This window comes from Cognatundibacterium aquatile (assembly GCF_014699135.1).
In the GTDB taxonomy this organism is placed as follows: domain Bacteria; phylum Pseudomonadota; class Gammaproteobacteria; order Burkholderiales; family Burkholderiaceae_D; genus Undibacterium; species Undibacterium aquatile.
In genome coordinates this window covers 436,960-462,241 of record NZ_JACOFT010000002.1, presented here as the reverse complement: position 1 = coordinate 462,241, position 25,282 = coordinate 436,960, and the positions used below count along the sequence as shown (strand labels likewise).

Sequence of the window (25,282 nt, the reverse complement as noted above, 5' to 3'; positions counted from 1 at the left end):
GTCATGCTGCTGCGCTGTCTCTGACCACAGTCACAGATTAACTGGTCAGGCTTATTCATTGTTGCTGAATTTACAGATGCTTACTTATTTTGCAATCTTGTCAGTTACAATCTCACACTTCCTTTTCGCCTTTTTTAACGAGCAACTTTATGAGCAAACACAGTCAGTTCGCGCTGCTTACCCAACCACGTTTTGCCCCATTTTTCTGGACGCAATTCTTTGGTGCATTTAATGATAATTTTTTCAAAATAGCGCTGTTGACCATATTGACTTATGACGCGTTGAATTGGGCGAACATGGATGTCGATTTGCTGAACAATCTCATTCCGGGCTTATTCATTTTGCCGTTTGTTCTGTTTTCTGCGACATCGGGGCAGTTTGCCGATAAATTCGAAAAAGGCGGCATGGCGCGGAAAATTAAGCTGCTGGAAATTATTATTATGCTGGTCGCAGCATTCGGCTGGATGAGCCATAACCTGTGGGTGCTGATCGCTGCGGTGGCTGGTATGGGAATACATTCAACCTTGTTTGGCCCCGTGAAATATGCGTATTTACCGCAGCATTTGCAAACAGATGAGTTGGTCGGCGGTAATGGCCTGATAGAAATGGGAACGTTTGTTGGTATTTTGCTGGGAGAGATTCTGGGCGCAATGCTGGTTACCCATAAACCATGGGGAGTAGAACTGGTTGCTGCTGGTGCGGTCATTGTTGCGGTGATTGGTTACCTGACGAGTCGCAGAATTCCATATTCACCGGCACCGGAACCGGAATTGAAGATTAACTGGAATGCCGCCACGGAAACGGTGCGCAATATCAGTTTCAGTAAACAGAACCGGCCTGTGTTTCTTTCCTTACTGGGAAATTCCTGGTTCTGGTTTTACGGCGCCATATTGCTGGCGCAATTTCCTTCGTATGCCAAAAATTATCTGCATGGCGACCATAGTGTTTTCGTGCTGTTACTGACCTTTTTTTCGTTCGGGATAGGCGCTGGTTCCTTGCTATGCGAAAAACTGTCCGGCCATAAAGTTGAAATTGGTCTGGTGCCATTTGGCTCTATCGGTTTATCGGTGTTTGGCTTTGATTTGTATTTATCCAGCGTCGCCTATATCAATACTTCCGGTGTTGATTTTTTGCGGTTTTTAGAACAGACAGGCAGTTTGCGCATCTTGTTTGACATCGTCATGATCGGTGTCTTTGGCGGCTTTTATATCGTTCCTTTGTTTGCCTTAATTCAGACACGTTGCGACCCGAAACATCTGTCGCGGACTATTGCCGGTATGAATATTCTGAATGCGCTGTTCATGGTCGTTGCGTCTCTGTCGGCCATGCTGATGTTGAAGAATGGTTTTACGATTCCACAGATTTTCATGGCGACCGCGATTCTGAATGCGATTGTCGCCATTTATATATTCAGTCTGGTGCCTGAGTTCCTGATGCGTTTTGTGGCATGGTTGCTGATTCAGACTGTGCACAGGGTCAAAACCGTCAATACAGATAGTATTCCACTCGAAGGTGGCGCGGTGCTGGTCTGTAATCACGTTTCTTATATGGATGCGATTGTGATCGGGGCATCCAGTCCGCGTCCGATTCGCTTTGTGATGGATCACAGGATTTTTAAAATTCCGTTTTTGTCCTGGATATTCCGTACGGCGAAAGCGATTCCGATTGCGCCGGCCAAAGAAGACCCGTGGCTGATGGAAAAGTCCTATATCGATATCGCTCAGGCATTGCATGAAGGGGAGTTGGTTTGTATTTTCCCTGAGGGCAAGCTGACGCATACGGGCGACATGAATGAGTTCAAAGGCGGGATTATGAAAATTCTGGAGCGCTCGCCGGTACCTGTTTATCCGATGGCGTTACGAGGATTATGGGGGAGCTTTTTCACGCGCGACAAAGGCAACCCCTTTGAGCGTGCATTCCGGCGCGGGCCTTTTTCAAAACTGGAATTAGTGGTTGGTGAAGAAATGACGGCGTCAGAAGTAACACCGTTGGTGCTGCAAGCAAAAGTAAAACAATTGCGTGGCGACTGGAGATAAAAAGATGGCTAGCCTGATCAAATCAATATGCGCGTTTGCCACTTTGCTCGCCATCGGCAATCTGCCGGTTGCTGAAGCAGCAACGATAACGCGTTTTACGCCGCAAGGTGAGATTGCTCAGATCCGGCAAGTCAGAGCAACTTTCTCAGAAGCCGCCGTAGCATTCGGCGACCCGAAAGCCGGGGAGCCATTTAACATCAAATGCAGTGGCGACGCCGTCAGCGGCAGTGGTCGGTGGGCTGATGAGCGTAACTGGGTTTATGATTTCACTCAGGATTTGCCGGTCGGTAGCCAGTGTTCATTTACGCTGAAAACTGAGTTTAAAACGAAGTCGGGGGCGGTGCTGACAGGTAAAACCGGTTTTCAATTCAATACCGGTGGGCCGGCAGTGGTACGCACCAATCCTTATGCACAATCGGATATTGAAGAAGAGCAAATTTTCATCCTTCATCAGTCTGGCGCGGCCACTGAGGCTAGCCTGCGCCAGCATGTGTACTGCGAAATTGAGGGCATACACGAGCGAGTTCCGGTTAAATTCGTGACTGGCGAGACACGTCATCTGCTGCTCAAAGAGTTTGCCCAGAAAGCGGATGCCAATAAAATTTCGACTATTCAATGCCAGCAAAAATTTCCCGCTGAAGCCGGAGTGAAAATTGTCTGGGATAAGGGAATCGTCAGCACCAGCGGCATCGTCTCTACGCGTGCACAAAGCTTCCAGTTTAAAGTGCGCCCTGCGTTCACCGCGAGTGTTTCTTGTGAACGTGAAAATGCCAACGCTGCGTGCACACCGATTTTGCCGATAAGAATGAATTTCAGTGCAGGCATACAGCGCAAGTTTGCAGAAAAAATTCTGCTAAAAAGTGCCAAAGGATCTGTAAAACCTGAATTGCCTAAAGAGAATGGTGAGGATCTGATTACCTATCTCAGTTTTAAACCATCTTTTGCTGAGAAATCTGAGCTGAGCATAGAGTTGCCTTCCGCGCTCAAGGACGATAGCGGTCGCAGTTTGTCAAATGCGGCACAGTTTCCATTAAAGCTGATGACCGCCGATTTCCCGCCGCTGGCGAAATTCCCGGCAGCGCCGTTCGGCATCGTTGAACTCAATGCCGACGCAACCTTGCCCGTCACCCTGAGAAACGTCGAAGCGTCATTAGTGGCACGTTCGGCGAATGGAAAAGTCGCCCCAGGTCAACTGGCTAATCTGAAGGTGGATGAGGATGTGGCCATTATTGAGTGGCTCAGCAAGCTGAATCGTTATCATGAGTCGACGATTAGTAAGAACAATCAATTGATAGAAACCCGCAGCATAGGATTGCTGAGTAAAGAAGCAAAAGCAAGCAAGTTGGAATTGCCGGCAACAAATACAGATAGTGTCCGGCCATTTGAAATTGTTGGTATTCCATTTAAAGCGCCGGGTTTTTATGTACTTGAACTCGAGTCGCAAAGATTAGGTGCTGCTCTGCTCGGCAAGCCCGCACCGATGTTTGTGCGCACCAGTGCGTTGGTCACGAATCTGTCAGTACATCTGAAATCTGGCAGGGAAAATGCTGCGGTCTGGGTCACCCGGCTGGATAACGGCAAGCCAGTGGCGAATGCAGATATACAGATTTCCGATTGCTTTGGTCGTTCCATCTGGAAAGGACGATCTGATGTCAATGGCATAGCGATGCTGGCAAAGCCACTCAGCGGATGTCTGGGCAATGAGGCCGGTGTTGAAGGTAAGCGTGGCGAGTCAAAAATTAATGGCTATTTTGTGAGCGCGCGTAAGACGGATGAAAAAGGCCGTGCTGATATGGCCTTCGCATTATCGTCATGGAATAACGGTATCGAATCGTATCGTTTCAATTTGCCGACCGAGTTTAATACAAGCGCCTCGGTGAAAGCACACACGGTGTTGGATCGCAGTTTATTTCGAGCCGGTGAAACGGTGTCCATGAAGCATTTGATTCGTGCTGAAACTATGCATGGTCTGGCTTTGGTCAAAACAGAGCAATTGCCAAATCGTTTGCGTATTGTGCATCAGGGAAGTAATCAGGAATTTCAGTTTTCCGTGGTTTGGAGAGGCCGCAATGCGGCTGAGAATACCTTCACAATTCCCGCGCAGGCAAAATTAGGTCGCTATGACATTATCCTTGATAAAGGGAACGTTAAACTGGCGGCGACCAATGATGAAGGTGGTAACGAGGATTATCGATATAGTGATCAGACTTATTACACCGGTGGTTTCCGTGTCGAAGAGTTCCGCTTGCCACTGTTGCAAGGACGCGTGATTCCGGCAAAAGGCCCGCACATCACGCCGAAAGAGTTGCCGCTGGGTCTGCAATTGAATTATCTGAACGGTGGCGGTGCATCAGGCTTATCGGTACAAGTGACCAGCCTGTTACGTAACCGTATGCTGCACTTCCCAGACTATGAGCAGTTCTCTTTTTACACCAATGACAGTAACGAAGATGAACAAAAAATCGTTGCGAATAAGCTTCCGGTTACGCTGGATAAAAACGGTAGCGGCAAAACAGTATTGAGCGCTTTGCCAGAGATACGGCGTCCGCGAGAGTTACTCACTGAAATGACCTATGCTGATCCGAATGGCGAAATACAGACGATCAGTAGCGTGATTCCGGTGTGGCCAGCGGCTGTCGTCGCCGGTATCAAAAATGAAGACTGGGTATCGGTAAAAAACAAAACCCGTTTTACTGCGATTGCACTTGATACCAATGGCAAGCCCATGTCTGACGTTCCGTTAGTCATTACAGGTATTGCGAGACACAATGATTCACATCGGCGTCGTATTGTCGGTGGTTTTTATGCGTATGAAAATGCAGAATCGAGCAAGGAATTAGGTCAGCTTTGTAAAGGCAAGTCTGACGCACGCGGCTTACTGATCTGCGAAGTTGAGATGACAGAATCCGGCAATATCGAATTGCAGGTCAAAGCTTCTGATAATCAGGGGCGGAGTTCTTATGCAAAAACCTCGCTCTGGGTTACAGGCAAAGGCGATGTCTGGTTTGATGGTGAGAATCAGGATCGCATGGATGTTTTGCCGGAGAAAAAACAGTATAAGGCTGGCGATGTTGCTAGCTTTCAGGTGCGCATGCCTTTCCGTTCAGCGACCGCATTGGTTGCGATTGAGCGTGAAGGCGTGATCGACACCATGGTAGTTGAATTGAATGGCCGGGATCCGACTATCCGGGTGCCGGTCAAAGCCAGTTATGGCCCGAACGTGTATGTGTCCGTGCTGGCAGTGCGGGGGCGTATGCGTGAAGTGCCGTGGTATTCCTTCTTCAGTTGGGGATGGAAAGAACCTCTCAATTGGTGGAGTGAATTCCGTGAGTATCAGGCACCCGGTGCGACGGTTGACCTGGCGAAACCCGCGTATAAATATGGCATTGCGGAAATCAATGTCGGTATCGCTGCGCAGCAACTCGCAGTAACAGTCAGCAGCGACAAGCCAGCGTATCCTATCCGCGCCACGTCAAAGGTCAGTATACAAGTCAGGCTGCCGGACGGTAAGCCTGCTGCCGGTGGTGAAGTCGCCATCGCTGCGGTAGATGAAGCCTTGCTGGAACTGCAGCCGAACGACAGCTGGAATGTACTGGCGGCGCTGTTGCAACGCCGTAGCTACGGTGTAGAAACAGCCACTGCACAAATGCAGGTGATAGGGAAACGTCACTATGGCCGCAAAGCGGTTGCTGCCGGTGGCGGCGGGGGAAAATCACCGACCAGAGAGTTGCTTGATACGCTGTTGCTCTGGAAGCCTGCGGTACAGCTTGATGCCAATGGCCGTACCCAGATTGATGTGCCACTCAACGATGCCCTGACCAGTTTCCGGATTGTGGCTGTCGCGCAAAGTGGTGATGGCATGTTCGGTACTGGAACGACCAGCATCAAGGCAACGCAGGATCTGCAAATCGTCTCAGGATTGCCGCCGCTGGTACGTGAAGGTGATCATTACAATGCAATGCTGACCGTGCGTAACACGACAAGCCGTGCGATGAAAGTGATGCTGCAAGCGAAAACCAATGCTGCCGCAGCATTATTGCCAGCACAAGAATTACAGATACCGGCAGGCGAGGCACGTGAAGCAAATTGGATGGTTGAAGTGCCGCTGCTCGGTGCCGATGTGCAAAGTCAGCAATTGCAGTGGGAATTCAGTGCGCTGGAGCAGGGGGCAACTAATCAGGGCGCGAAAGATAGCCTGAAATTCGTACAAAAACTGATTCCTGCGACTCCGGTAACAGTACAACAAGCGATGCTGATTCAGCTTGATAAGCCTTTGACTTTACCGGTGGTTAAACCCGCAGACGGTTTGCCCGGTCGGGGTGGTATCGCGGTTTCTTTCCTGCCCAGCCTGATTAGTGGTAGCGATGGTTTGCGCCGGTATTTTGAAAACTATCCGTACATCTGCCTGGAGCAAAAAACATCAAGAGCCATTGGTTTGCGTGATGCGGGAATGTGGCAAAAGGTCGTCAATGAATTGCCGACTTATCTGGATGCCGATGGTCTGGCGTATTACTACCCCCCAGCAGACAGTGGACAAAGGCTGGGCAGCGATACGCTGACTGCCTACCTTTTGTCGGCAACGCAGGAAGCAGGCTATGCGATACCCGAATCCCTCAGGGATAAGATGCTGCAAGGCTTGCAAGCTTTTGTAGAGGGTAAGATTACCCGTGATTTCTGGTCGCCGCGCAAGGATTTAGATGTACGTAAGCTGGCGGCGCTGGAAACCTTATCCCGTTATAACCTGGTCCAACCAAGAATGCTGGGTTCGGTGCAAATCACGCCTAACCAATGGCCAACTGGCGCGGTGTTGGATTGGTATCTGATACTGCAAAGAAGCAGCACATTGCCACAACGGACTGTGGCAATGAAAGAAGCAGAACAGATCTTGAGCAGCCGGCTCAACTATCAGGGCACGCGAATGGGGTTTTCTACCGAGCGCGATGATTACTGGTGGTGGCTGATGGGGAATAGCGACGTCAATGCAAATCGTTTATTGCTGGCAATGATGGACAATCCGGCGTGGCGTGATGATTTGCCTAAGATACTCAATGGTACATTGCAAAGACAGGTACGTGGGCATTGGATGACGACTACCGCCAATGTCTGGGGATTACTCGCACTGGAGAAGTTTTCGAAAAAATTCGAAGCTGAAAAAGTCAGTGGTACCAGTCGCATCAGTTTGCAGCAAGCGGCAAATCCAGCATTGAATTCGCAAACTTTTAACTGGCCAGCGAATGGCGGGGGGAAATTGTTGTTACCGTGGCCGCAGACAGCTGCTGCTGATACGAACCTGAAAGCGACGCATGATGGCAAGGGCAAGCCGTGGTTGCAGTTGCAAAGTCTGGCAGCCGTGCCATTGAAAACAGCGTTTTCCAGCGGTTACCGGATCACGAAAACGGTGACGCCTGTGGAGCAAAAACAAGCCGGAAAATATCAGCGAGGCGATATTTTGCGCATCAACATTGATATTGATGCGCAAACGGATATGACGTGGGTGGTGGCAACCGATCCTATCCCCGCTGGCGCGACCTTGTTGGGCTCAGGCCTGGGGCGCGATTCTGCGATTGCGACTGCTGCCGAGCGCAGCTCTGGACAGGCATGGCTGGCATATGAAGAGCGTAGTTTTGACAGTTTCAGAAGTTACTATCAGTTTGTTCCTAAAGGTAAATTCAGTATGTCTTACACGGTCAGACTGAATAATGCAGGTGAATTTCATCTGCCATCGACCCGAGTGGAAGCCATGTACGCACCGGAAATGTTTGGTGAGTCGCCAAATGCCTTGATGATAGTGAAGTGAAACGGTTTTTATCTTTATCCCGACTGACGCAATTGTTCTCCGGCAGCGTTAAGGTGCTTGATTTTGTAGGAAATATTTTGCGTCAGTTCGTTTATTGGCTGAGTGCATTGCTGTTGTTATGCAGTGGCAATGTTTATGCGGTGGTCAGCTATCAGGATGTCAAAGCGCGGTATTTATCCTCAGATGCCGTGTTGCTCGACAGGCACGACGTTATTCTTCAGCAGATGCGGGTGGATGCCAGAGAGCGCAAACTGGCATGGGTCAGCCTGGAAGATATTTCCCCGGCACTCAGAAGCGCACTGATCGCATCCGAAGACAAACGCTTTTATCAACATTCCGGCGTTGATTGGAATGCAGTAGCGGCATCTGCCTGGGGAAACTTATGGAATACGAAAACACGCGGCGCGTCCACCATCACGATGCAACTGGCTGGTTTGCTGGAAGAAGATTTACGGCGTCGCTCATCCGCCCGCAGCACCTCGCAGAAAATTTCTCAGGCGATTGTTGCGCAATGGCTGGAGCGTCAGTGGCGTAAAGATCAGATTCTGGAAGCTTATCTGAATCTGGTGCCGTTTCGCGGTGAAATCGTTGGTGCGCATGCACTCGCAAGAGTGATGTTCGGCAAGCATCCGAGTGGCATGGATCAGATTGAAGCAGCCATTGCCGTTGCGCTGATACGTGGCCCGAACGCCAGTGTCAGCAAGGTCAGTGAACGGGCTTGCCATATCCTACGTGAGCAAAAACACCCTGAGTTCTGTGTCAATCTGGAAGGGCAGACTGCGCTGGCTTTTTCTCATCTGAGCAGTAAATCAGGTGTGGCAACCAACAGCATGTACACAACAACGCAGAACGGATTAAATCTCGCGCCGCATTTTGCGCGCAGAGTCCTGACGGCGGATGCACGTCGCGTCACATCGACGCTGGATACCCGTTTGCAGGCGTATGCGAAAGACAGTCTGACTCGCCAGTTATCGGCCTTAGTCGATCGCAATGTTGAGGACGGCGCTATTCTTGTTCTGGATAACGCCAGTGGCGATGTTCTGGCATGGGTGGGTTCCAGCGGTAGCTTATCCGATGCCGCCCATGTCGATGGCGTAGTCGCACTGCGCCAGGCTGGTTCTACCTTGAAACCATTTTTGTATGAGCTGGGCTTGGAAAAACGTCTGATCACAGCGGCCTCGGTCATTGATGACACGCCGGTCAATCTGACGACAAGCAACGGCTTATATATTCCGCAGAATTACGATAAACATTTTAAAGGACTGGTCAGTGCGCGGACGGCGTTGGCGTCTTCACTGAACATTCCTGCTGTCAGGATGTTGATCAGCATTCAACCGGAAGTGTTTTTCAGACGTTTGCAAGCGCTGGGGTTGCAACTGCGTGAATCGGGCGATTATTACGGCTACAGCCTCGCCTTAGGCAGCGCGGATGTCAGTTTGCTGAGTTTGACGAATGCTTATCGTAGTCTGGCGAATCAGGGAAGTTTTAGTGCTCCTCGATACAGAAATACCGACCCACGCCCATCTTCAATGAGAGTGATGGATACAGCTGCATCCTATATTGTGAGCGACATATTGAGTGACAGAGCCGCGCGAGCCATGACTTTCGGATTAGAAAACGCATTGGCAACACGGGTCTGGAGTGCCGTCAAAACCGGTACATCGAAAGATATGCGTGATAACTGGTGCATAGGATTTTCTGAGCGTTACACCGTGGGGGTTTGGGTGGGAAATGCTTCCGGCGCGCCTATGTGGGATGTTTCCGGTGTCACCGGTGCGGCACCGGTCTGGCAGGAAATCATGCACTATCTGCACAAAGATAGTCAGCCGGTCAGGGCAGGGAAACGCCTATTGCCCGACGGTGTTGAGCAACGTCACATCAGTTTTTCTGACGAGATTGAAGCCGCCAGAAATGAGTTGTTTTTAAAAGGAACAGCGCAGGACAAGATTGTGCGTGCGCATTCAGATCAGATACAGACAAAAATAACCTATCCTAAGTCAGGAATGATCGTGGCTGTCGATCCGGATATTCCGCCGGAACGGCAACGCATGCGCTTTGTCTCTGCCGGCGATGGACAGGTTCTTGTTTTGGATGGGCAACGTTTAAAAACAATGACTGTCATCAGTTCGCAGCAAGAGAAAACTTTAAGGTATGACTGGTTCCCCATCCCCGGCAAGCATGTGCTGAGTTTGCTGACGCCTCAGGGATTGTTGCTGGATCAGGTCAGCTTTGAAGTGCGTGGAGCAACGCTGGTCTCAAATAAAAAAACGGGCCAACGCTAGTTGACCCGTTCATCTTTGTTAATGCGCACCACCTGCATCAACCGGTGCCGACGATTTTTTCGGCTTGGTCAACCAGACCAGCGCGATCAGGCCGAGAAACATAAACGCTGACAGATAAAAAATATCTGTTGCTGCCATGGTGCTGGCTTGTACGCTGATGGTTCTGTCCAGAACCGCATACGCAGCGTGGTCAGACATTCCTTGCTGCGTCAGGCCTTGCATACTCTGCACGAATACCGGTGAAGCGTAGCCAGTGCTTTCAGTGATGTGCGCGTGATGCATCGTGCTGCGACTATCCCACATCGTTGTCATAATTGAGGCGCCCATGCCACCGCACATAATCCGGACAAAGTTGGACAGGCCGGATGCAGCGGGAATTTTTTCCGGTGGCTGACCGGATAAGATGATCGATGTCAGTGGAATAAAGAACATCGACATTGCCGCCCCCTGAATCAGCGTTGGAATCATCAGCGACATCGTATCGACTTCCGTGTTGAAGCGAGCTCTGAGGAAAAAAACCAATGCAAATCCCAAAAATGCGAGCGATGCAACCCGGCGTGCGTCCACCTTCGGTAAAATTTTCCCGATGATAGGTGACAATAAAATCGCAAAAATACCAACCGGTGCCATGACTTTTCCTGCTTCAGTCGCGGTGTACGATAACTGCGTTTGCAACCACAGCGGCATAATAACGAGGCTGCCGAAAAACAGGCCATAGCCAACAGAAATAGCAACGACACCCGCGGAAAAATTTCGTCCTTTGAACAAAGATAAATCAACGACGGGATGGTCTTGTCCTTTTTCCCAGATGATGAAGTAAATCAGTCCAACGGCGGCAATCACGGTCAGTAAAATGATTTCACCTGAATTGAACCAGTCGAGTTCCTTGCCTTTATCCAGCATCAGTTGCAAAGCGCCGACCCAGATCACCAGCAGAAACAGACCGACCTTATCAATCGGCAACGCCCTGATGGTTGATTCTCTCTTATGGTAAATCGACCATGTCGCCCATGCAGTAAATAGCCCGACTGGAATGTTGATATAGAAAATCCATGGCCAGGTGTAATTATCTGAAATCCAGCCACCAAGCAGAGGCCCCATAATCGGTGCAACCAGCGTCGTCATGCCCCATAGCGCAAGCGCCATCGAACTCTTGGCCGGGGTGTAACTCGATAACAGCAAAGATTGGGACAGTGGAATCATCGGACCAGCAACCGCACCCTGCAAAATACGCGCCGCGATCAGTGTCTCGATATTCGGTGCGATACCGCACAGCCAGGACGATAACACGAATAATAATATCGATGTCATGAACAATCTGACTTGCCCGAACTGTGTGGTCAGCCAGCCCGTTAACGGAACCGAGATCGCATTGGCGACGGCAAACGAGGTGATCACCCAAGTGCCTTGTTGCGGTGATACGCCAAGGTTGCCTGAAATGGCCGGAATCGACACGTTAGCAATCGACGAATCAAGTACATTCATGAACACCGCCAGCGACAGGGCAAGTGTTCCCATTGCCAACTGTGCACCTTTCAGCGGCGGATGCGCTGCATGAGCAGCGCGGGATGCAGTACTCATTACTTTGCCTTGGCGTTAGCTGTATTTGCTGTGGATAAATTAGCGTTGATAATCGAAGCGATGCGTTGCTCAACATCTTTGCCGTTTTGTTTAAATACGCTGGTCTGATAAGCAGGTGTGGTGCGGGCTGCCGCATTTGCCGTGACCGGTGCTCCTTGTTGCTGAGAGATATTGACCTGTACCTGCATGGAAACCCCGATGCGCAACGGATGTGCTTCCAATTCTTTCGGGTCAAGAGAGATACGCACGGGAACACGTTGCACCACTTTAATCCAGTTGCCACTGGCGTTTTGTGCCGGCAGTAATGCAAACGCAGAGCCTGTACCCGCAGACAGCCCAATGACTTTTCCGTGATATTCGACGTCGCTGCCATACAGATCTGAATGCAAGGTTACATCCTGGCCTATGCGCATATGGGCTAACTGTACTTCTTTAAAGTTGGCATCGACCCACAGTGAATTCAAAGGAACGATAGACAATAACGGCGCTCCTGCATTGACACGCTGTCCGATTTGTACTGCGCGCTTCGCAATATAGCCGCTGACCGGGGCGGGTAAAGAGGCACGGTTATATGCCAGCATTGCTTCACGTACTTTAGTGGCAGCACGCAGCACATTCGGGTGCTGAGTGACGGTCGTATTTTCGGTCAGTGCACGGTTAGAGCTTAACTGTTCGCGCGTAGCCAGCAACGCAGCCTCTGCTGTTTTCAGCGCATTTTTAGCGTGTTCCAGTTCTTCGGTAGAAATTGCACCGGAGCTGAGTAAAGTCTGACGGCGCGCCAGATCGGATTTTGCCCGTTCAACATCCGTGCTGCGTACGTCGATATTCGCTTGCAGGCTGGCATTGTTAGCAAACAGCACCTTCACTTCACGCACAGTTTGTGCCAGTTGCGCTTCTGCTTGCTCCAACGCGACTTTGGCGTCTGTCTTGTCGAGTTCAATCAAAGGTTTTCCAGCCTGCACCAGTTCGGTATCGTCAGCATGAATCGCAACGACAGTGCCGGCAATCTGCGGTGTCACCTGGATGACGTTACCTGCTGCATACGCATCTTCAGTATGTTCAAAATTACGGGCAACCAGTGCCCACCATGCTCCGTACGCAATTGCGGCGATCACAATAACGGCGGTAACAACGAGCAGGCGGCCGCGGCGCTTGCTTTTGTCCGGTGCAGCTTCAATTGCAGGCGCGGTAGGGGGATTCGTGTTTTGTGCTGGAGCGTTCATTGCGCTGCCTCCGGTTTGTTAGGTACTGTGAAATTGTTGGATGTTGAATTCGCCGATGCGATGCTTTCGGTCTTACTGCCATAGCCACCGCCGAGTGCTTTGATCAGATTAACCTGACTGTCCGTATGGCGAATAGCGATGTCCAGTGATAATTTTTGCTGCGCGAGCAGCGTCGTTTCTGCGGCTAATACAGGGAGCATGTTTGCTGTCCCTGCTTTTTGTCGTTGCTGTGCGAGTTGCAAGGCGATTTTGGCTGCTTGTTCTGCGATGACCTGCTGTTTCGCTTGCGCTTCGCTGGTTTGCAAGGTCTGCAATTGATCTGCAACCTCATGCAATGCATCTGTCAGACTCTGATTGTAAGTGGCAACAGCGACATCGTAGCCTGCGACTTTATTCTTCAATTGCGCGCGCAGACGACCGCCCTCAAAAATCGGCAGGCGTATTGTCGGCCCTACGCCGACGATACTGCTGCCACTCTTGACAAAATTATCCAGACCCAGGCTGGATAAGCCGGCAAATCCGACGATATTGATGTTGGGGTAAAACTGATTTTTCGCCAGATCAATCTCGCTCTGACCAGCTTCGACACGCCAGCGCGCTGCAACGATATCCGGCCTTCTTGAAATTAATTCCAGTGGCAGATTGGCGGGAGCTGTAATCGCCATATTTGTCTGCAAACGAGGAGCAGGAATTTGCTGCCCGCGTTTTGGCCCTGCGCCTAGCAATGCAGCCAGTTGGTTGCGCGTTAAGGCGATGGCTTCTTTCCAGCTGATGATATCGTTTTTGATACTGGAAATTTGCAACAAACTTTGTTGAATTTCAGATTTAGTTTCCAGTCCTGCTTTCAGCCTCTGTAATGTCAGCTGATCGATTTTTTCACGAACGGCAAGTTGTTGTTCGCTCAGCGCGAGTTGCTGATATTGGCGCGCCAGTTGCAACCAGCTACGGGCAATCGCACTACTCAATAGCAGCCGTGCGCTTTGTTTCTCTGCTTCAGCGACTTTTTCCTGCGAGACGGCAGTGCGCATTTCTGCGCTGTGTTTGCCCCAGAAATCAAGTTCATAGCTGGCATTCAGTGCCAGCTGATTATTGCTTTCGTAACTACCGGCCAGCGGTTTGGGGATCAGCCCGTGTTCGGTAAAACGTTGGTAAGTGCTGTCCAGACTTGCGTTAACCGAGGGAAGGGTGTTGGCACTGACCGCAGCACTGACTGCCCGTGCCGCATTGATACGCGCGCTCGCCGCCTGCAGAGATGGGTTGTTGTTTAAGCCTGCATCAATCAAGGACTGCAGTTCTTGACCGCCAATCGCAACACCCCAGTCACTGGCCGGCCACAGGCCTTGTTGTTGCGCAAATATGCCGGAATTTCCTTCGTTAGCTATCGACTTGAGTTGTGACTGACTTTGTATGCCGTCAAAGCTGACACATGCAGAAAGCAGTGCCAGCACTCCGGCAGCCATCGCATGATAAGCAATATGCTTGCTGTTCATCTTGTTTATCTCAGGAGGTTTCATTTGGTTTGTATGTTCACAGTTGGTATCGCTGCTAATGAATTTAATTGCCTGTGCAATGATTATTTTGACGACTCTAACAAAGGGCGATTTGCGAGTGCCTTGCGCAACAGACACTTCAGAAAGCCGAGTTCTTCTTCTGAAAATCCGGTAAAACCGATGTTAAGAACTTCTTTGTAAAGAGGCGGCAGTTGTGCGGCCATTTCTTTGCCACTCGCGGTCAGTTCCAGCTTGAAAAGGCGTTTATCTGCCGGGTCTTGCGTTCTGAGCAGAAAACCCTTGGACTCCAGTTTATCCAGCGTTCTTTTCATTGCAGCCGAATCGATGAATAAGTCACGCGACAGATCCGCCGCAGTATGGCATTTACCGAGACCCAGCATTAAAAAAACGCTGGCTTGTGAATGTGTGATACCACGCGAGCGCAAAGCGCCATCAGCGGCGCGGGATAACATCGTTCTGGTTCTCGCGATCAGGTAACCCACGCTGTCTTCAACGTGGCTTGCATCAAACTGTAAGGAGGATTTTTCGTCAGTCATTTGATTAAATAATCATTGCTTAGGCAATAGTTTATCTCAGGTAAAAAATAATTGCTGGGCGTAAAAAAAGCGCTGCCGTGGCAGCGCTTGAAAAGTATCTTCGAATTATTTACAAGATTTCACTGGCATGATCTGCCAGACGTGAACGTTCGCCGCGGGCTAAAGTCACGTGACCACTGTGTGACCATCCTTTGAAACGATCAACGACATAGGTCAGACCGCTGGAACCTTCGGTCAGATATGGTGTATCGATCTGCGCGATATTTCCAAGACAGATGATCTTAGTGCCTGGGCCAGCTCGCGTCACCAGAGTTTTTACCTGCTTCGGTGTCAGATTTTGCGCCTCGTCGATAATCAGAAATTTATTGACAAAGGTACGACCGCGCATGAAGTTCAGCGATTTGATCTTGATCTTCGAACGAATCAGATCCTGCGTGGCAGCGCGTCCCCAATCACCGGCATCATTGTCTGACTTATTCAGCACTTCGAGATTGTCGTCAAATGCGCCCATCCATGGAGACATTTTTTCTTCCTCGGTACCTGGCAGGAAGCCGATGTCTTCACCAACAGGCACGGTGACACGGGTGACAATAATTTCGTTGTAGGTTTTGGTTTCCAGTACTTGCGCCAGACCTGCAGCGAGCGCGAGTAAAGTTTTACCCGTACCAGCCTGACCCAGCAGGGTGACGAAATCACATTCCGGATCCATCAGCAGATTCAGAGCAAAATTCTGTTCACGATTGCGGGAAGTGATGCCCCAGACACTATTCTTCACATGGCCATAGTCGCGCAGAGTTTGCAGCACAGCGGTTTTACCGTTAATTTGTTTTACCTGGCCGTAAAATGAAGCCTCACCATTATTCGGCTCAAGATAAACAAACTGATTGACCAGCAATGATGGAATTACCGGGCCAGTGATACGATAAAACGTGGTGCTGAGTCCGTTTCTGTTTTCTTGCCAGGTTTCTATACCTTTGCCATGTTTATTCCAGAAATCGTCAGGCAGCTGTACGATGCCGGAGTACAGTAAATCGCTGTCTTCCAGAACATGGTCATTGAAGTAGTCTTCTGCTGGCAAACCCAACGCACGCGCCTTAATACGCATGTTGATGTCTTTTGACACCAGTACGATAGGGCGCCCTGGAAATTCCTGTTCCAGTGCCTGTACGACGCCAAGAATCTGATTATCCGCTTTTCCTTGCGGCAGGCCGCGCGGCAACTCTCCGACTTGCAGCTTGGTCTGAAAATACAGATGACCCTTTGCTTCTTTATTGCCTAACTTGGATAAAGGAATCCCTTTTTCTATATCCTGATGGTCGATGTCACCAACCAGCGCATCGAGAGAACGCGAAATCTGGCGCGCATTGCGCGCAACTTCCGACATCCCTTTCTTATGATCATCAAGCTCTTCCAGCGTGATCATAGGCAGGTAAATGTCATGTTCCTCAAAGCGGAATAAGGAGGTAGGATCATGCATCAGGACATTGGTATCGAGTACAAATAGCTTGATGATTCCTGATTTGTCGGCAGCACGGCTGATACTCGATTTAACGCGGATATCAGGAATTTTTGCTTCGGTAACAGCGGTAGTCGCTGGCGTAGCAATCTTCGCTGCTGCCGGTGCTGGTGCCGGTATTCGGGTCGCTTTGGCCGGAGCTGTTTTTTGCGTTGAACGAGGACCGGCTTTTTGGGTGGCGACAGGTGTCTGCGCTTTCTTCGCAGTGGCTGCCTGATTTTCCGCGGCTCTGGTTTTTTCAGTGTGGGCGACTTTTACCGCTTTGCTTGGCTTACCTGATTCCGCTTTTGGGTAGTCTTTTGGTGACAACAATGCTGCGGGTTTGGTCGGCATTTTTGGTAATGGCATGAATACCTCAATCAAAAAGTGAGAGCTGTAAAATCAAAAAGCCGCTGTGGCGACCCCAGCTGATTGCTGGTTTTGCCCCTGGCGGCTTCTAAGTATAGAAAATTGGTAGAGTTCAATTAGGTTTTTGCGCTCACGAATTCAAGTACTTCATCAACGTGTCCTGCTACTTTGACACCTCTCCATTCTTTCACTAATTTACCTGTGGCGTCAATCACAAATGTGCTGCGCTCTATGCCGCGAGCCTGTTTGCCGTACATGTTTTTCATTTTCATGACGTTAAACAGCAAACACAAGGTTTCGTCAGGATCGGATATCAGTTCAAATGGCAGATCGAGTTTCTTCTTGAATCCTTCGTGCGAACGCAAGCTATCCCGGCTGATGCCAAAAATTTCTGTGTTTGCTGATTCAAATTGTGGATATAAATCACGGAAAGCAATGCTTTCGGTGGTGCAACCCGGGGTGTTGTCTTTGGGGTAGAAATAAATCACCAGATTTTTACCCGCGTAATTACTTAAGTGAAATTCCTTATCGCCTGTCATGGCAGCAGAAAATTCTGGAACCTGGCAATTCAAAGCGGAAAGCGTGTCAGCCACTGTAATCTCCTTGGTTAGTGGTGGAGAAGGTGTTGCTGACAGACTATATCAGGGCAACCAGTTCTCCGGATCTTCCAGGTAAGCTGGCCCATGAAAGGGGATATGTCGGCAATTCTTTATCTTTGATAACGTTAAAATAGTCAGCCATAGATATGCAACGATAACCTTGCTTATGCCAGCCTGTCAGCAATTCCTCGAATATGGGGGCGAGTTTTTGCCCTTCAAGTTCTGCATGTAAGGTAAATACATGGTCTCGCAGATTTTTTGTCAGATCCAGTATGTGTGCTGCAATTGTCGAACTGGTCAGCTCCTGACAGTTCACTGTTCGTCCCAGTAATTCATCCAGCGTAGGCAGGGTTGTCGGCATTTGTATGCATGACTTTACCTCGTTACCTACTTTTAAACGGTAAGGGCCTGCTTCTGGATTGGCAAGGCTGCCATCGTCAGTCAACATAGCGCGGCCATCAGAAGCGTATTGCATTCCAAATTGATCAAGCTGGACAAATGCGTGTTCATTCATTTGCCAGCCAGCAGCTCCGTGCGTTGCTGGTGTGTGGCCAAAAATCTGCTGAAATTTCTGCTGCGCTTGTTGCATCTGGCCGCATGTCCAGTCTTTGCCGCGCTGCCGGACATTGTCGTGCCAGACGACGTGATCCCAGGTGTGGATGCCACACTCAAAACCGGCATCAGCAACCGCACGCATTTCTGTCGTGCAGTTACCGATGTCCGGCGCAGGTAAGAGCACGCCATACATCAGGGTTTTGATGCCGTAATGTTCTACAACTGAAGTGCGGGAAACCTTTTGAAAAAAACCCGGGCGAAATGCCCGGCGCAAGGCCCAGCCGGTATGATCTTTTCCCAGTGAAAACAGAAAAGTTGCTCCGGCCTGATGTTGCTTAAGTATCCGCACCAGATTCGGTACACCTTCCTTCGTGCCGCGAAAGGTGTCGACGTCGATTTTCAGAACGATGTTCGGCATGCTGATCCGTATCAGTCCATCAACGAACGTGCTTCAGCAACTTGCGAACGATAAGCATCAAAAATATTGCGCATCGTATCTTTCATGTCAGTCGTTGGCGCCCAGCCCAATTCTTCGCAAGTATTGGTGATTTTTGGGACGCGATTTTGTACGTCCTGATAACCTGCACCGTAGTAAGCGCCGGATGTCGTTTCAGTCAGTTGTACTTTTTTCGCTGTTTCTGCGTATTCAGGATACTCGGCAGCGAGTGTCAGCATCATGTGGGCGAGTTCGCGAATCGAGTAATTGTTGGATGGATTACCGATGTTGTAAATTTTGCCGGACGCGACACCATTTTTATTATCGATGATGCGCATCAGTGCGTCGATACCGTCGTCGATATAAGTGAATGCACGTTTTTGCGCACCACCATCCACCAGCGAAATATTCTCGCCGCGAACAATGTGACCGAAGAACTGCGTCACTACGCGTGAGCTGCCTTCTTTTGGTGTGTGAATATTGTCCAGACCGGCACCGATCCAGTTGAACGGACGGAATAAGGTAAAGTTCAGACCTTCCATGCCATAGCCCCAGATCACGCGATCCATCAGTTGTTTCGCGCAAGAGTAAATCCAGCGTGGCTTGTTGATTGGGCCGCAGATCAGTTCTGATTCTTCAGGATCGAATTCTTCATCGTGACACATGCCATACACTTCAGACGTCGAAGGGAAGACCAGGTGCTTACCGTATTTCGCAGCCGAACGTACGATAGGCAGGTTGGCTTCAAAGTCCAGCTCGAACACGCGCAATGGCTGTTTCACGTAAGTGGATGGCGTCGCGATCGCGACCAGCGGCAGAATGACGTCGCATTTTTTCACATGATATTCGACCCATTCTTTATTGATGGTGATATCGCCTTCAAAAAAGTGCATGCGCGGATGGTTGATCAGGTCGCCCAGACGCTCGGTTTGCATATCCATGCCGTAGACTTCCCAGTCTGTCGTTTCCAGAATACGTTTGGACAGATGATGACCGATAAAACCGTTCACGCCGAGAATGAGGACTTTTTTCATGGTGAGTTCTTCTTAAATGTAAATGTTGGGCTATGCCGTATGATGCAGTCTGATTGTGATCAGGCCGCCCCTGTCAATTGCTTCAATTCGTTGACCGGGATAGGTTTTCCATCGCAGTGCAATTCAATTATGCGCAATGCTTTACCATCGCCGCATACGCCAAGGGCGACATTATCTACTACATGCAAGCCTGTCGGCAAATTTCCGGTCGGTAAATTGGATAAACGTGCTTTTTGAATAATGAAATGATGCCCTGACTGCTCGAAAAATGCCCCAGGATAAGGTGGCGCGACAGCACGGTGCAGGTTATATACCTGTTGAGCTGACTGCGACCAGTCTATCCGGCCATCTTCAGGTTTGCGTCCACCGAAATAACTGCCTTCGCTGAGTTTGTTTTCTAATGCTTTGTATTCGCCACTGATCAGGCCGGGCAGCGCGTACCAAAGCGTTTGCTCAGCGGCGACAGTTAATTTTCCGAATACTTCATAGGCAGTGTCGTCCGGCAGAATAGGCACGGCTGTTTGCGCAATAATTTTGCCGGCATCTGGTTTGGCCGCCATTTCATGCAAGGTGGCGCCCGTTTCCGTTTCGCCGCGCAGAACTGCCCAGTTAACCGGCACGCGGCCACGGTATTTAGGCAATAAAGAACCGTGCAGATTGTAGGCGCCGCGTTTCGCCAGCGCGAGCAGATCCACTGGCAACATGTGGCGATAATAAAAGCTGAAAATGAAGTCAGGCGCAATCGCGGCAATACGTTGCGCCAGGTCGGCGGATTTAGGATCTGCCGGCGTGATGCTCTCAATCCCATGTTCCTGACATAAAGCGGCGACAGACTCAAACCAGATCGTTTCTGTTGGGTTGTCTTCGTGCGTCACGACCAGGGCGATATGAATGCCACGGGCGAGCAGGGTTTTAATGCTGCGTACGCCGACGTTGTGGTAGGCAAAGACGACGGCAGTGGGCTGGGAACTCATGTCAGCTTTCCTTCGCTGCAGCAGGCAGGTCTTGCAAAATCGTTTGCACCACGTAGCGGGGACGACCGCGCACTTGTTGATAAATACGGCCGATATATTCGCCGAGCAAGCCTATGCCGAACAGAATTACACCCATCAGGAAAAAAGCAATGGCAAATAAGGTGAACAGACCTTCGGCTTCCGCGCCAAAAACGAAACGGCGTATCAGCAGCAACGTCACCAAACCACCCGAAAGCACCGATAGCAACATACCGAGCACAGAAAATATCTGCAAAGGCATGATGGAAAAACCGGTCATCAAGTCGAAATTCAGACGTATCAGACTGTACAGTGAATACTTGGATTCGCCCGCTGCACGCTCTTCATGTTCAACCACGATTTCTGTCGGCTTGCGTGAGAAGGTGTAGGCGAGGGCAGGTACGAAGGTGTTAACTTCGCTGCATTGATTAATCAGATCAATCACGTTACGACCATAGGCGCGCAGCATATTGCCCTGATCGGTGATTTTGATGCGGGTGATTTTTTCGCGCAAGCGGTTCATTGCTTTCGACGCATAGGTGCGCCATGCAGAATCCTGGCGCTTACGCCGTATTGAGCCCACATAGTCATAACCTTCACGCATTTTGTCGACCAGCGCGCCGATTTCTTCCGGAGGGTTTTGCAGGTCGGCATCCAGCGTGACCACGATCTCGCCACGTGTGGCTTCAAAGCCAGCCAGAATCGCCATGTGCTGGCCGTAATTGCCATTGAACAGAACGACGCGGGTGACATCTGGGCGAAGGCGGAACTGGTCGGATAACATCGCCGCGGTGTTGTCGCGGCTGCCATCGTTGACGAAGACAATTTCATAGCTGATGCCGCGCGCCGCCAGCGTATCGAGAGCGGGATAAAGGCGGCTGAACAACTTGGCGAGGCCTGCTTCCTCGTTGTAAACAGGAATGACCACTGATAGTTCGGGTTTCATCATAAGGCGTGCCAGATTCAAAGAAGGCGGGATTTTACCGCAGACACAACGCGTTCGACATCGGCTTTCGTCATGGCAGGGAACAATGGCAAGGTCACGATCTGACTACCGATACGTTCTGCAATCGGAAACATGCCTTCTTTGAAGCCACGGGCGCGATACATGGTGAATAAATGAATCGGACGATAGTGGTAGCCGAGGCCAATCTTCACATCCAGCATTTGCTGCATGAAGACCGCGCGGTTTACACGTTCTGGCAGCACAATATGGAACATGTGCCAGTTGGAGTTGGTGAAATCTGCGACCGGCAATTCGGCGCCCGTTTGTGCTTCAAAATCAGGGCCGAACTGTTCAAAATAATATTGCGCGAGTTCTTTACGCTTGGCATTGAATTCCGCCAGATGCTTCATCTGACCGAGGCCAATGGCTCCAGCGATGTCGGTCATGTTGAATTTTCCGCCCAACAAATCAACGTCAATCCCATCAATGCCGCTGCGGGTCACGCCTTGCAAACGATATTTTTCGGCGAGGCGTGCTTCTTCTGCGTTGTTCAAGACCAGGCAGCCACCTTCGCCGGTCATGATGTTCTTGTTGACCTGAAAGCTGAACGACACGAAATCGCCAAACGAACCTATGCGTTTCCCTTTCCAGGTCGAGCCTATGGCCTGCGCCGCGTCTTCAACGACGCGCAAATGATATTTGTCGGCAAGTTCATAGAGCTTATCCATGTCGCAAGGCAAGCCGCACATATGCACGGGAATAATCGCTTTGGTGCGTGGCGTGATCGCAGCCTCAACCCGGTTCAGATCGATGTTATGCGTTTTCGGATCGATATCGACAAACACTGGCGTCGCACCAGTTTCAATAATCACGCTGGCCGTGGCGACCCATGAATTTGGCGTCGTGATCACCTCATCACCAGCGCCGATACCGGCGATGCGCAGAGCGATTTCCATGGTGCAGGTGCCGGAGTTAAAAGTACGTACCGGACGACCGCCAAAGTATTCAGATAACTGTGCTTCCAAGGCCTGCACTTTAGGCCCGCTGGCGAGCCAGCCGGAGCGCAATACTTCCGTGACAGCCGCAATGGTTTCTTCATCTATGCTGGGTTTGGTGAAGGGCAAAAATGCTAAAGAGTCGCTCATATTGATCCTTTAATTGCGTCTGAGACGCGTATGTACTGCATGTTTGGTGCGTATTGATGCTGTATCAGTCTAATTATACTGGGTGGAGTATATCCGGATGCCGCTTTGTTTTCGCCGACAATCAGGCGATTTTTGCGCATACTCCCCCTAAATTCCATTAATTATCGCTTCAAATCAGCTCTTCATTAATAAAGCAACGCCAATGATGATGATGCCGATTGCCAGCATGCGTTGTAAGCTCATGACTTCGCCCAGGAAATACCAGGCGCCGATCGCATTGACGATATAACCGATTGACAGCAGGGGGTAGGCAATCGTTACCGGAATGCGCGACAAGCCAATAATCCACACAACGACAGACAAGCCATAACACGCGAGGCCACCAATAATCGGCCATTGGGTTGCGATCTGTACGCCGATATGAAACCAGTTGCTGGCATTGACGTGGATTTCGCCGATTGCATTCGTGCCTTTTTTCAGCAGCAGTTGCGCTAACGCGTTCAACAGGATGCCGGTAATGATGAAACCGAAAGTATTGATATTCATTATGGTTCTTGTGTTTTTTATTCTTTAAGGGTGAGTCGTCGCGATAATCACGCGGCGCGGATCTTCGCCAATCACGCGCATCGGCAGGTTTTGCTGCTGAAATTCCTTGTAGATATCCGTGCGGACAATCGCAACAGCCGCTTCACCGCGCTGATTATGGGCACGCCAGCGCGCAACGAAATCAGCGCGATCAGGTATCCATAATTCGGGTTGCTGCTTGAGGCCGAATTCCATTTCATCCGGAAATTCTACCAGTGTCAGCGTGCGTTCCAGATAAAACGGCAGCGCCTGCTCATAACGCCCAACTGCATACAATGGCGTATCCAGTTTCGTTAGTTCGGCTTTCATCGCCGGAATATGCGCCGAGCCAGCGATGTATTTCCCCCAAGGATCGTGACCGAGGAAGGCGACTTGCCCGGCGATAAATCCGGCACTCGCCAGCAGAATAAGCGCCCAGTCTTTGCCCGCTGCGCCTTTGCCTGCAACATACCATGCTGTAAGACCGCCAAGCAGCGTCATGCCCGCAGCCACGTACAGCCACGCGGCATAGCCCTGATACAGAGGAATTTCAAATGCATTCGAGCCAAGTCCCGCCGCTTTATTTACGAAGAGCAGACCCGTCAGCCCTAACAGCGCGAACAGGATGGCAGCGATTTTTAAGGCGCGCGCCTGACATTGATCGACGTAGAAGGCTATCAGCAAGGCCAGCGCCGGGAAAATCGGCAGAATATAGCCTGGCAATTTAGAGCCGGAAATGCTGAAAAAGAAAAAGAAAAACACTGCCCAGACCAACAGCAATTTACGCGGTTGAAAACCATGAGATTGCTCTTTCACGCCTGTCCATAATCCCTGCAATAACACGCCCAGCCAGGGCACGATACCCAGCAACAGGAAAGGAAAAAAGTAATACCAGGCACCGCCACGGTTGTGCACGCCACTGGTGAAGCGTTGAAAATGTTCGTGAATGAAAAAGAAGTGCGGATGTTCTGGATTTTTCAACGCAATTAAAATGAACCAGGGCGCAGTAATCGCAAAAAACAGAATCAAACCTTTGCCCATATGCAGGCGTGCCCATAATGCCCAGTTGCGGGTCAACAGGGTATAGATCACCAGCACGGCGCCAGGTAACACGAAACCAATCAAGCCTTTCGACATCGTTGCCAATGCCATTCCAGCCCAGCACACCAGCATCGCGTTGCGGCGTTCAGTGTCGCTGACGCCATCGCGTTGCCCGACTAATAGTCCGCACATACAGAGCACCATCATGCCGGATAAGCCCATGTCCAGCGAGTTGACGTGACCCATGCCTGCCCAGTAAAAGCTGGAACCCAGTACCAGTGCGGCGATAATGCCGACACGACGGCTGAATAATTTATTTCCCGTGTAAGCGACAGACGCAACTCCGATCAGACCGCACAGCCCGGTCCATAAACGTGCCTGCCAGTCACCGAGACCAAACACGGCAAAGGTCAGGGCATTCATCCAGTTTTGCAGCGGTGGCTTCTCGAAATACTTGATGCCGTTCAGGCGCAAAGTGATCCAGTCACCGGTTGCCAGCATTTCTCGCCCCATTTCGGCGTAACGGCCTTCATCGGTGGGCACCAGAGTTCTGGCGCCCAGCATATAAAACCAGACAATCAGGAAACCGATTGCTAATGCCCACAACGTGCGCGGTGAGTCGAATGGTGATTGTGCGTTCTGCTCTTGATTTTGCAAATTCATGTGTTCTCCATCACCAGTGCCAGCGCGACTTTGCGGCCTTCCGCCATCAGAATGTTATAGGTGCGGCAGGCCGCCTGATTGTCCATACATTCAACACCGATGCGTTTTGCTGTCAGTGCTGCAATCAGGCGTGGATGGATGAAGCGTTGTTTGTTGCCCGTGCCTAAAATCACGACGTCGGGTTTGGTCGCATCGATTTGCGCAAAATCATCAGCGCTCAGGGCATCAAAGCTGCTGACCGGCCAGACGACAGGCTTTGCTTCGGGTAAAACAATCAGGCTATGCCGATACGGAATCGCGTTGATTTCAACGCTGTCTTGTTCGTAACCTGTGATGGTTTGATATTGTTGTGTCGGTGTGGAATGCAGCTTCATCTTTTCGTTCTGTCTTTGAGGTAAGCCATGTGAGTGCGGCATTGTAACTTTTTTTAACAGAGAGTTCTTTGCTTTCACCTCGCTTGCGCCATCCTTCCTGCGC

General features: G+C 50.4%; 17 protein-coding genes. 3 read left to right on the top strand and 14 right to left on the bottom strand.

Annotated elements, in window-relative coordinates:
- Positions 1-149: 149 nt before the first annotated feature.
- The 3 genes from H8K26_RS06390 to pbpC all read left to right on the top strand — a co-directional run bounded on the left by H8K26_RS06390 (position 150) and on the right by pbpC (position 10,115).
- Positions 150-2,036: an MFS transporter gene (locus H8K26_RS06390; protein ID WP_190478195.1), complete on the top strand. Its 1,887-nt coding sequence runs from the start codon at positions 150-152 to the stop codon at positions 2,034-2,036.
- A gap of 4 nt (positions 2,037-2,040) precedes the next feature.
- Entirely contained in the window at positions 2,041-7,833 is a 5,793-nt protein-coding gene (locus H8K26_RS06385; protein ID WP_190478193.1) for an alpha-2-macroglobulin family protein, read from the top strand.
- 74 nt (positions 7,834-7,907) lie between these two features.
- Complete coding sequence (pbpC, locus tag H8K26_RS06380) at positions 7,908-10,115, top strand: penicillin-binding protein 1C (protein WP_449662277.1); 2,208 nt, start codon at positions 7,908-7,910, stop codon at positions 10,113-10,115.
- Between the two features lie 18 nt (positions 10,116-10,133).
- On the opposite strand, the gene H8K26_RS06375 is transcribed toward pbpC, so the two are convergent.
- The 14 genes from H8K26_RS06375 to H8K26_RS06310 all read right to left on the bottom strand — a co-directional run bounded on the left by H8K26_RS06375 (position 10,134) and on the right by H8K26_RS06310 (position 25,179).
- Entirely contained in the window at positions 10,134-11,696 is a 1,563-nt protein-coding gene (locus tag H8K26_RS06375) for a DHA2 family efflux MFS transporter permease subunit (protein WP_186883424.1), read from the bottom strand.
- Positions 11,696-12,919, bottom strand: a complete 1,224-nt coding sequence (locus H8K26_RS06370) for an HlyD family secretion protein (RefSeq protein WP_190478191.1) — start codon at positions 12,917-12,919, stop codon at positions 11,696-11,698. Before H8K26_RS06370 ends, H8K26_RS06375 begins: the two co-directional genes overlap by 1 nt.
- Positions 12,916-14,409 carry an efflux transporter outer membrane subunit gene (locus H8K26_RS06365; protein WP_223826875.1) on the bottom strand — a complete coding sequence of 498 codons (1,494 nt, stop codon included), beginning with the start codon at positions 14,407-14,409 and terminating at the stop codon, positions 12,916-12,918. The genes H8K26_RS06370 and H8K26_RS06365 overlap by 4 nt, the downstream gene beginning before the upstream one ends.
- A gap of 83 nt (positions 14,410-14,492) precedes the next feature.
- Positions 14,493-14,966 (bottom strand): MarR family winged helix-turn-helix transcriptional regulator, encoded by a 474-nt coding sequence (locus tag H8K26_RS06360; RefSeq protein ID WP_190478189.1) that lies wholly within the window; start codon positions 14,964-14,966, stop codon positions 14,493-14,495.
- Between the two features lie 109 nt (positions 14,967-15,075).
- The gene (locus tag H8K26_RS06355) at positions 15,076-16,830 is read right to left on the bottom strand and encodes a PhoH family protein (RefSeq protein ID WP_190478187.1); all 1,755 of its coding nucleotides are present in this window, start codon (positions 16,828-16,830) and stop codon (positions 15,076-15,078) included.
- 116 nt (positions 16,831-16,946) lie between these two features.
- A complete protein-coding gene (locus tag H8K26_RS06350; protein WP_186883419.1) occupies positions 16,947-17,423 on the bottom strand; it encodes a peroxiredoxin in 477 nt (158 codons plus the stop codon).
- Positions 17,424-17,466: 43 nt separating this feature from the next.
- Positions 17,467-18,402 (bottom strand): polysaccharide deacetylase family protein, encoded by a 936-nt coding sequence (locus tag H8K26_RS06345; RefSeq protein ID WP_190478185.1) that lies wholly within the window; start codon positions 18,400-18,402, stop codon positions 17,467-17,469.
- Positions 18,403-18,413: 11 nt separating this feature from the next.
- On the bottom strand, positions 18,414-19,454 hold the full coding sequence (locus tag H8K26_RS06340; protein ID WP_186883417.1) for a bifunctional UDP-4-keto-pentose/UDP-xylose synthase: 1,041 nt from the start codon (positions 19,452-19,454) through the stop codon (positions 18,414-18,416).
- Positions 19,455-19,513: 59 nt separating this feature from the next.
- Positions 19,514-20,428 carry a formyltransferase gene (locus H8K26_RS06335; protein WP_190478183.1) on the bottom strand — a complete coding sequence of 305 codons (915 nt, stop codon included), beginning with the start codon at positions 20,426-20,428 and terminating at the stop codon, positions 19,514-19,516.
- Position 20,429: 1 nt separating this feature from the next.
- Positions 20,430-21,392: a glycosyltransferase gene (locus H8K26_RS06330; protein WP_190478807.1), complete on the bottom strand. Its 963-nt coding sequence runs from the start codon at positions 21,390-21,392 to the stop codon at positions 20,430-20,432.
- Positions 21,393-21,409: 17 nt separating this feature from the next.
- A complete protein-coding gene (locus H8K26_RS06325; RefSeq protein ID WP_190478181.1) occupies positions 21,410-22,537 on the bottom strand; it encodes a DegT/DnrJ/EryC1/StrS family aminotransferase in 1,128 nt (375 codons plus the stop codon).
- Between the two features lie 174 nt (positions 22,538-22,711).
- Complete coding sequence (locus H8K26_RS06320) at positions 22,712-23,083, bottom strand: SMR family transporter (protein WP_186883414.1); 372 nt, start codon at positions 23,081-23,083, stop codon at positions 22,712-22,714.
- Positions 23,084-23,107: 24 nt separating this feature from the next.
- Positions 23,108-24,805 (bottom strand): glycosyltransferase family 39 protein, encoded by a 1,698-nt coding sequence (locus H8K26_RS06315; RefSeq protein ID WP_190478179.1) that lies wholly within the window; start codon positions 24,803-24,805, stop codon positions 23,108-23,110.
- Positions 24,802-25,179 carry an Mth938-like domain-containing protein gene (locus tag H8K26_RS06310; protein WP_190478177.1) on the bottom strand — a complete coding sequence of 126 codons (378 nt, stop codon included), beginning with the start codon at positions 25,177-25,179 and terminating at the stop codon, positions 24,802-24,804. The genes H8K26_RS06315 and H8K26_RS06310 overlap by 4 nt, the downstream gene beginning before the upstream one ends.
- Between the last annotated feature and the right edge of the window lie 103 nt (positions 25,180-25,282).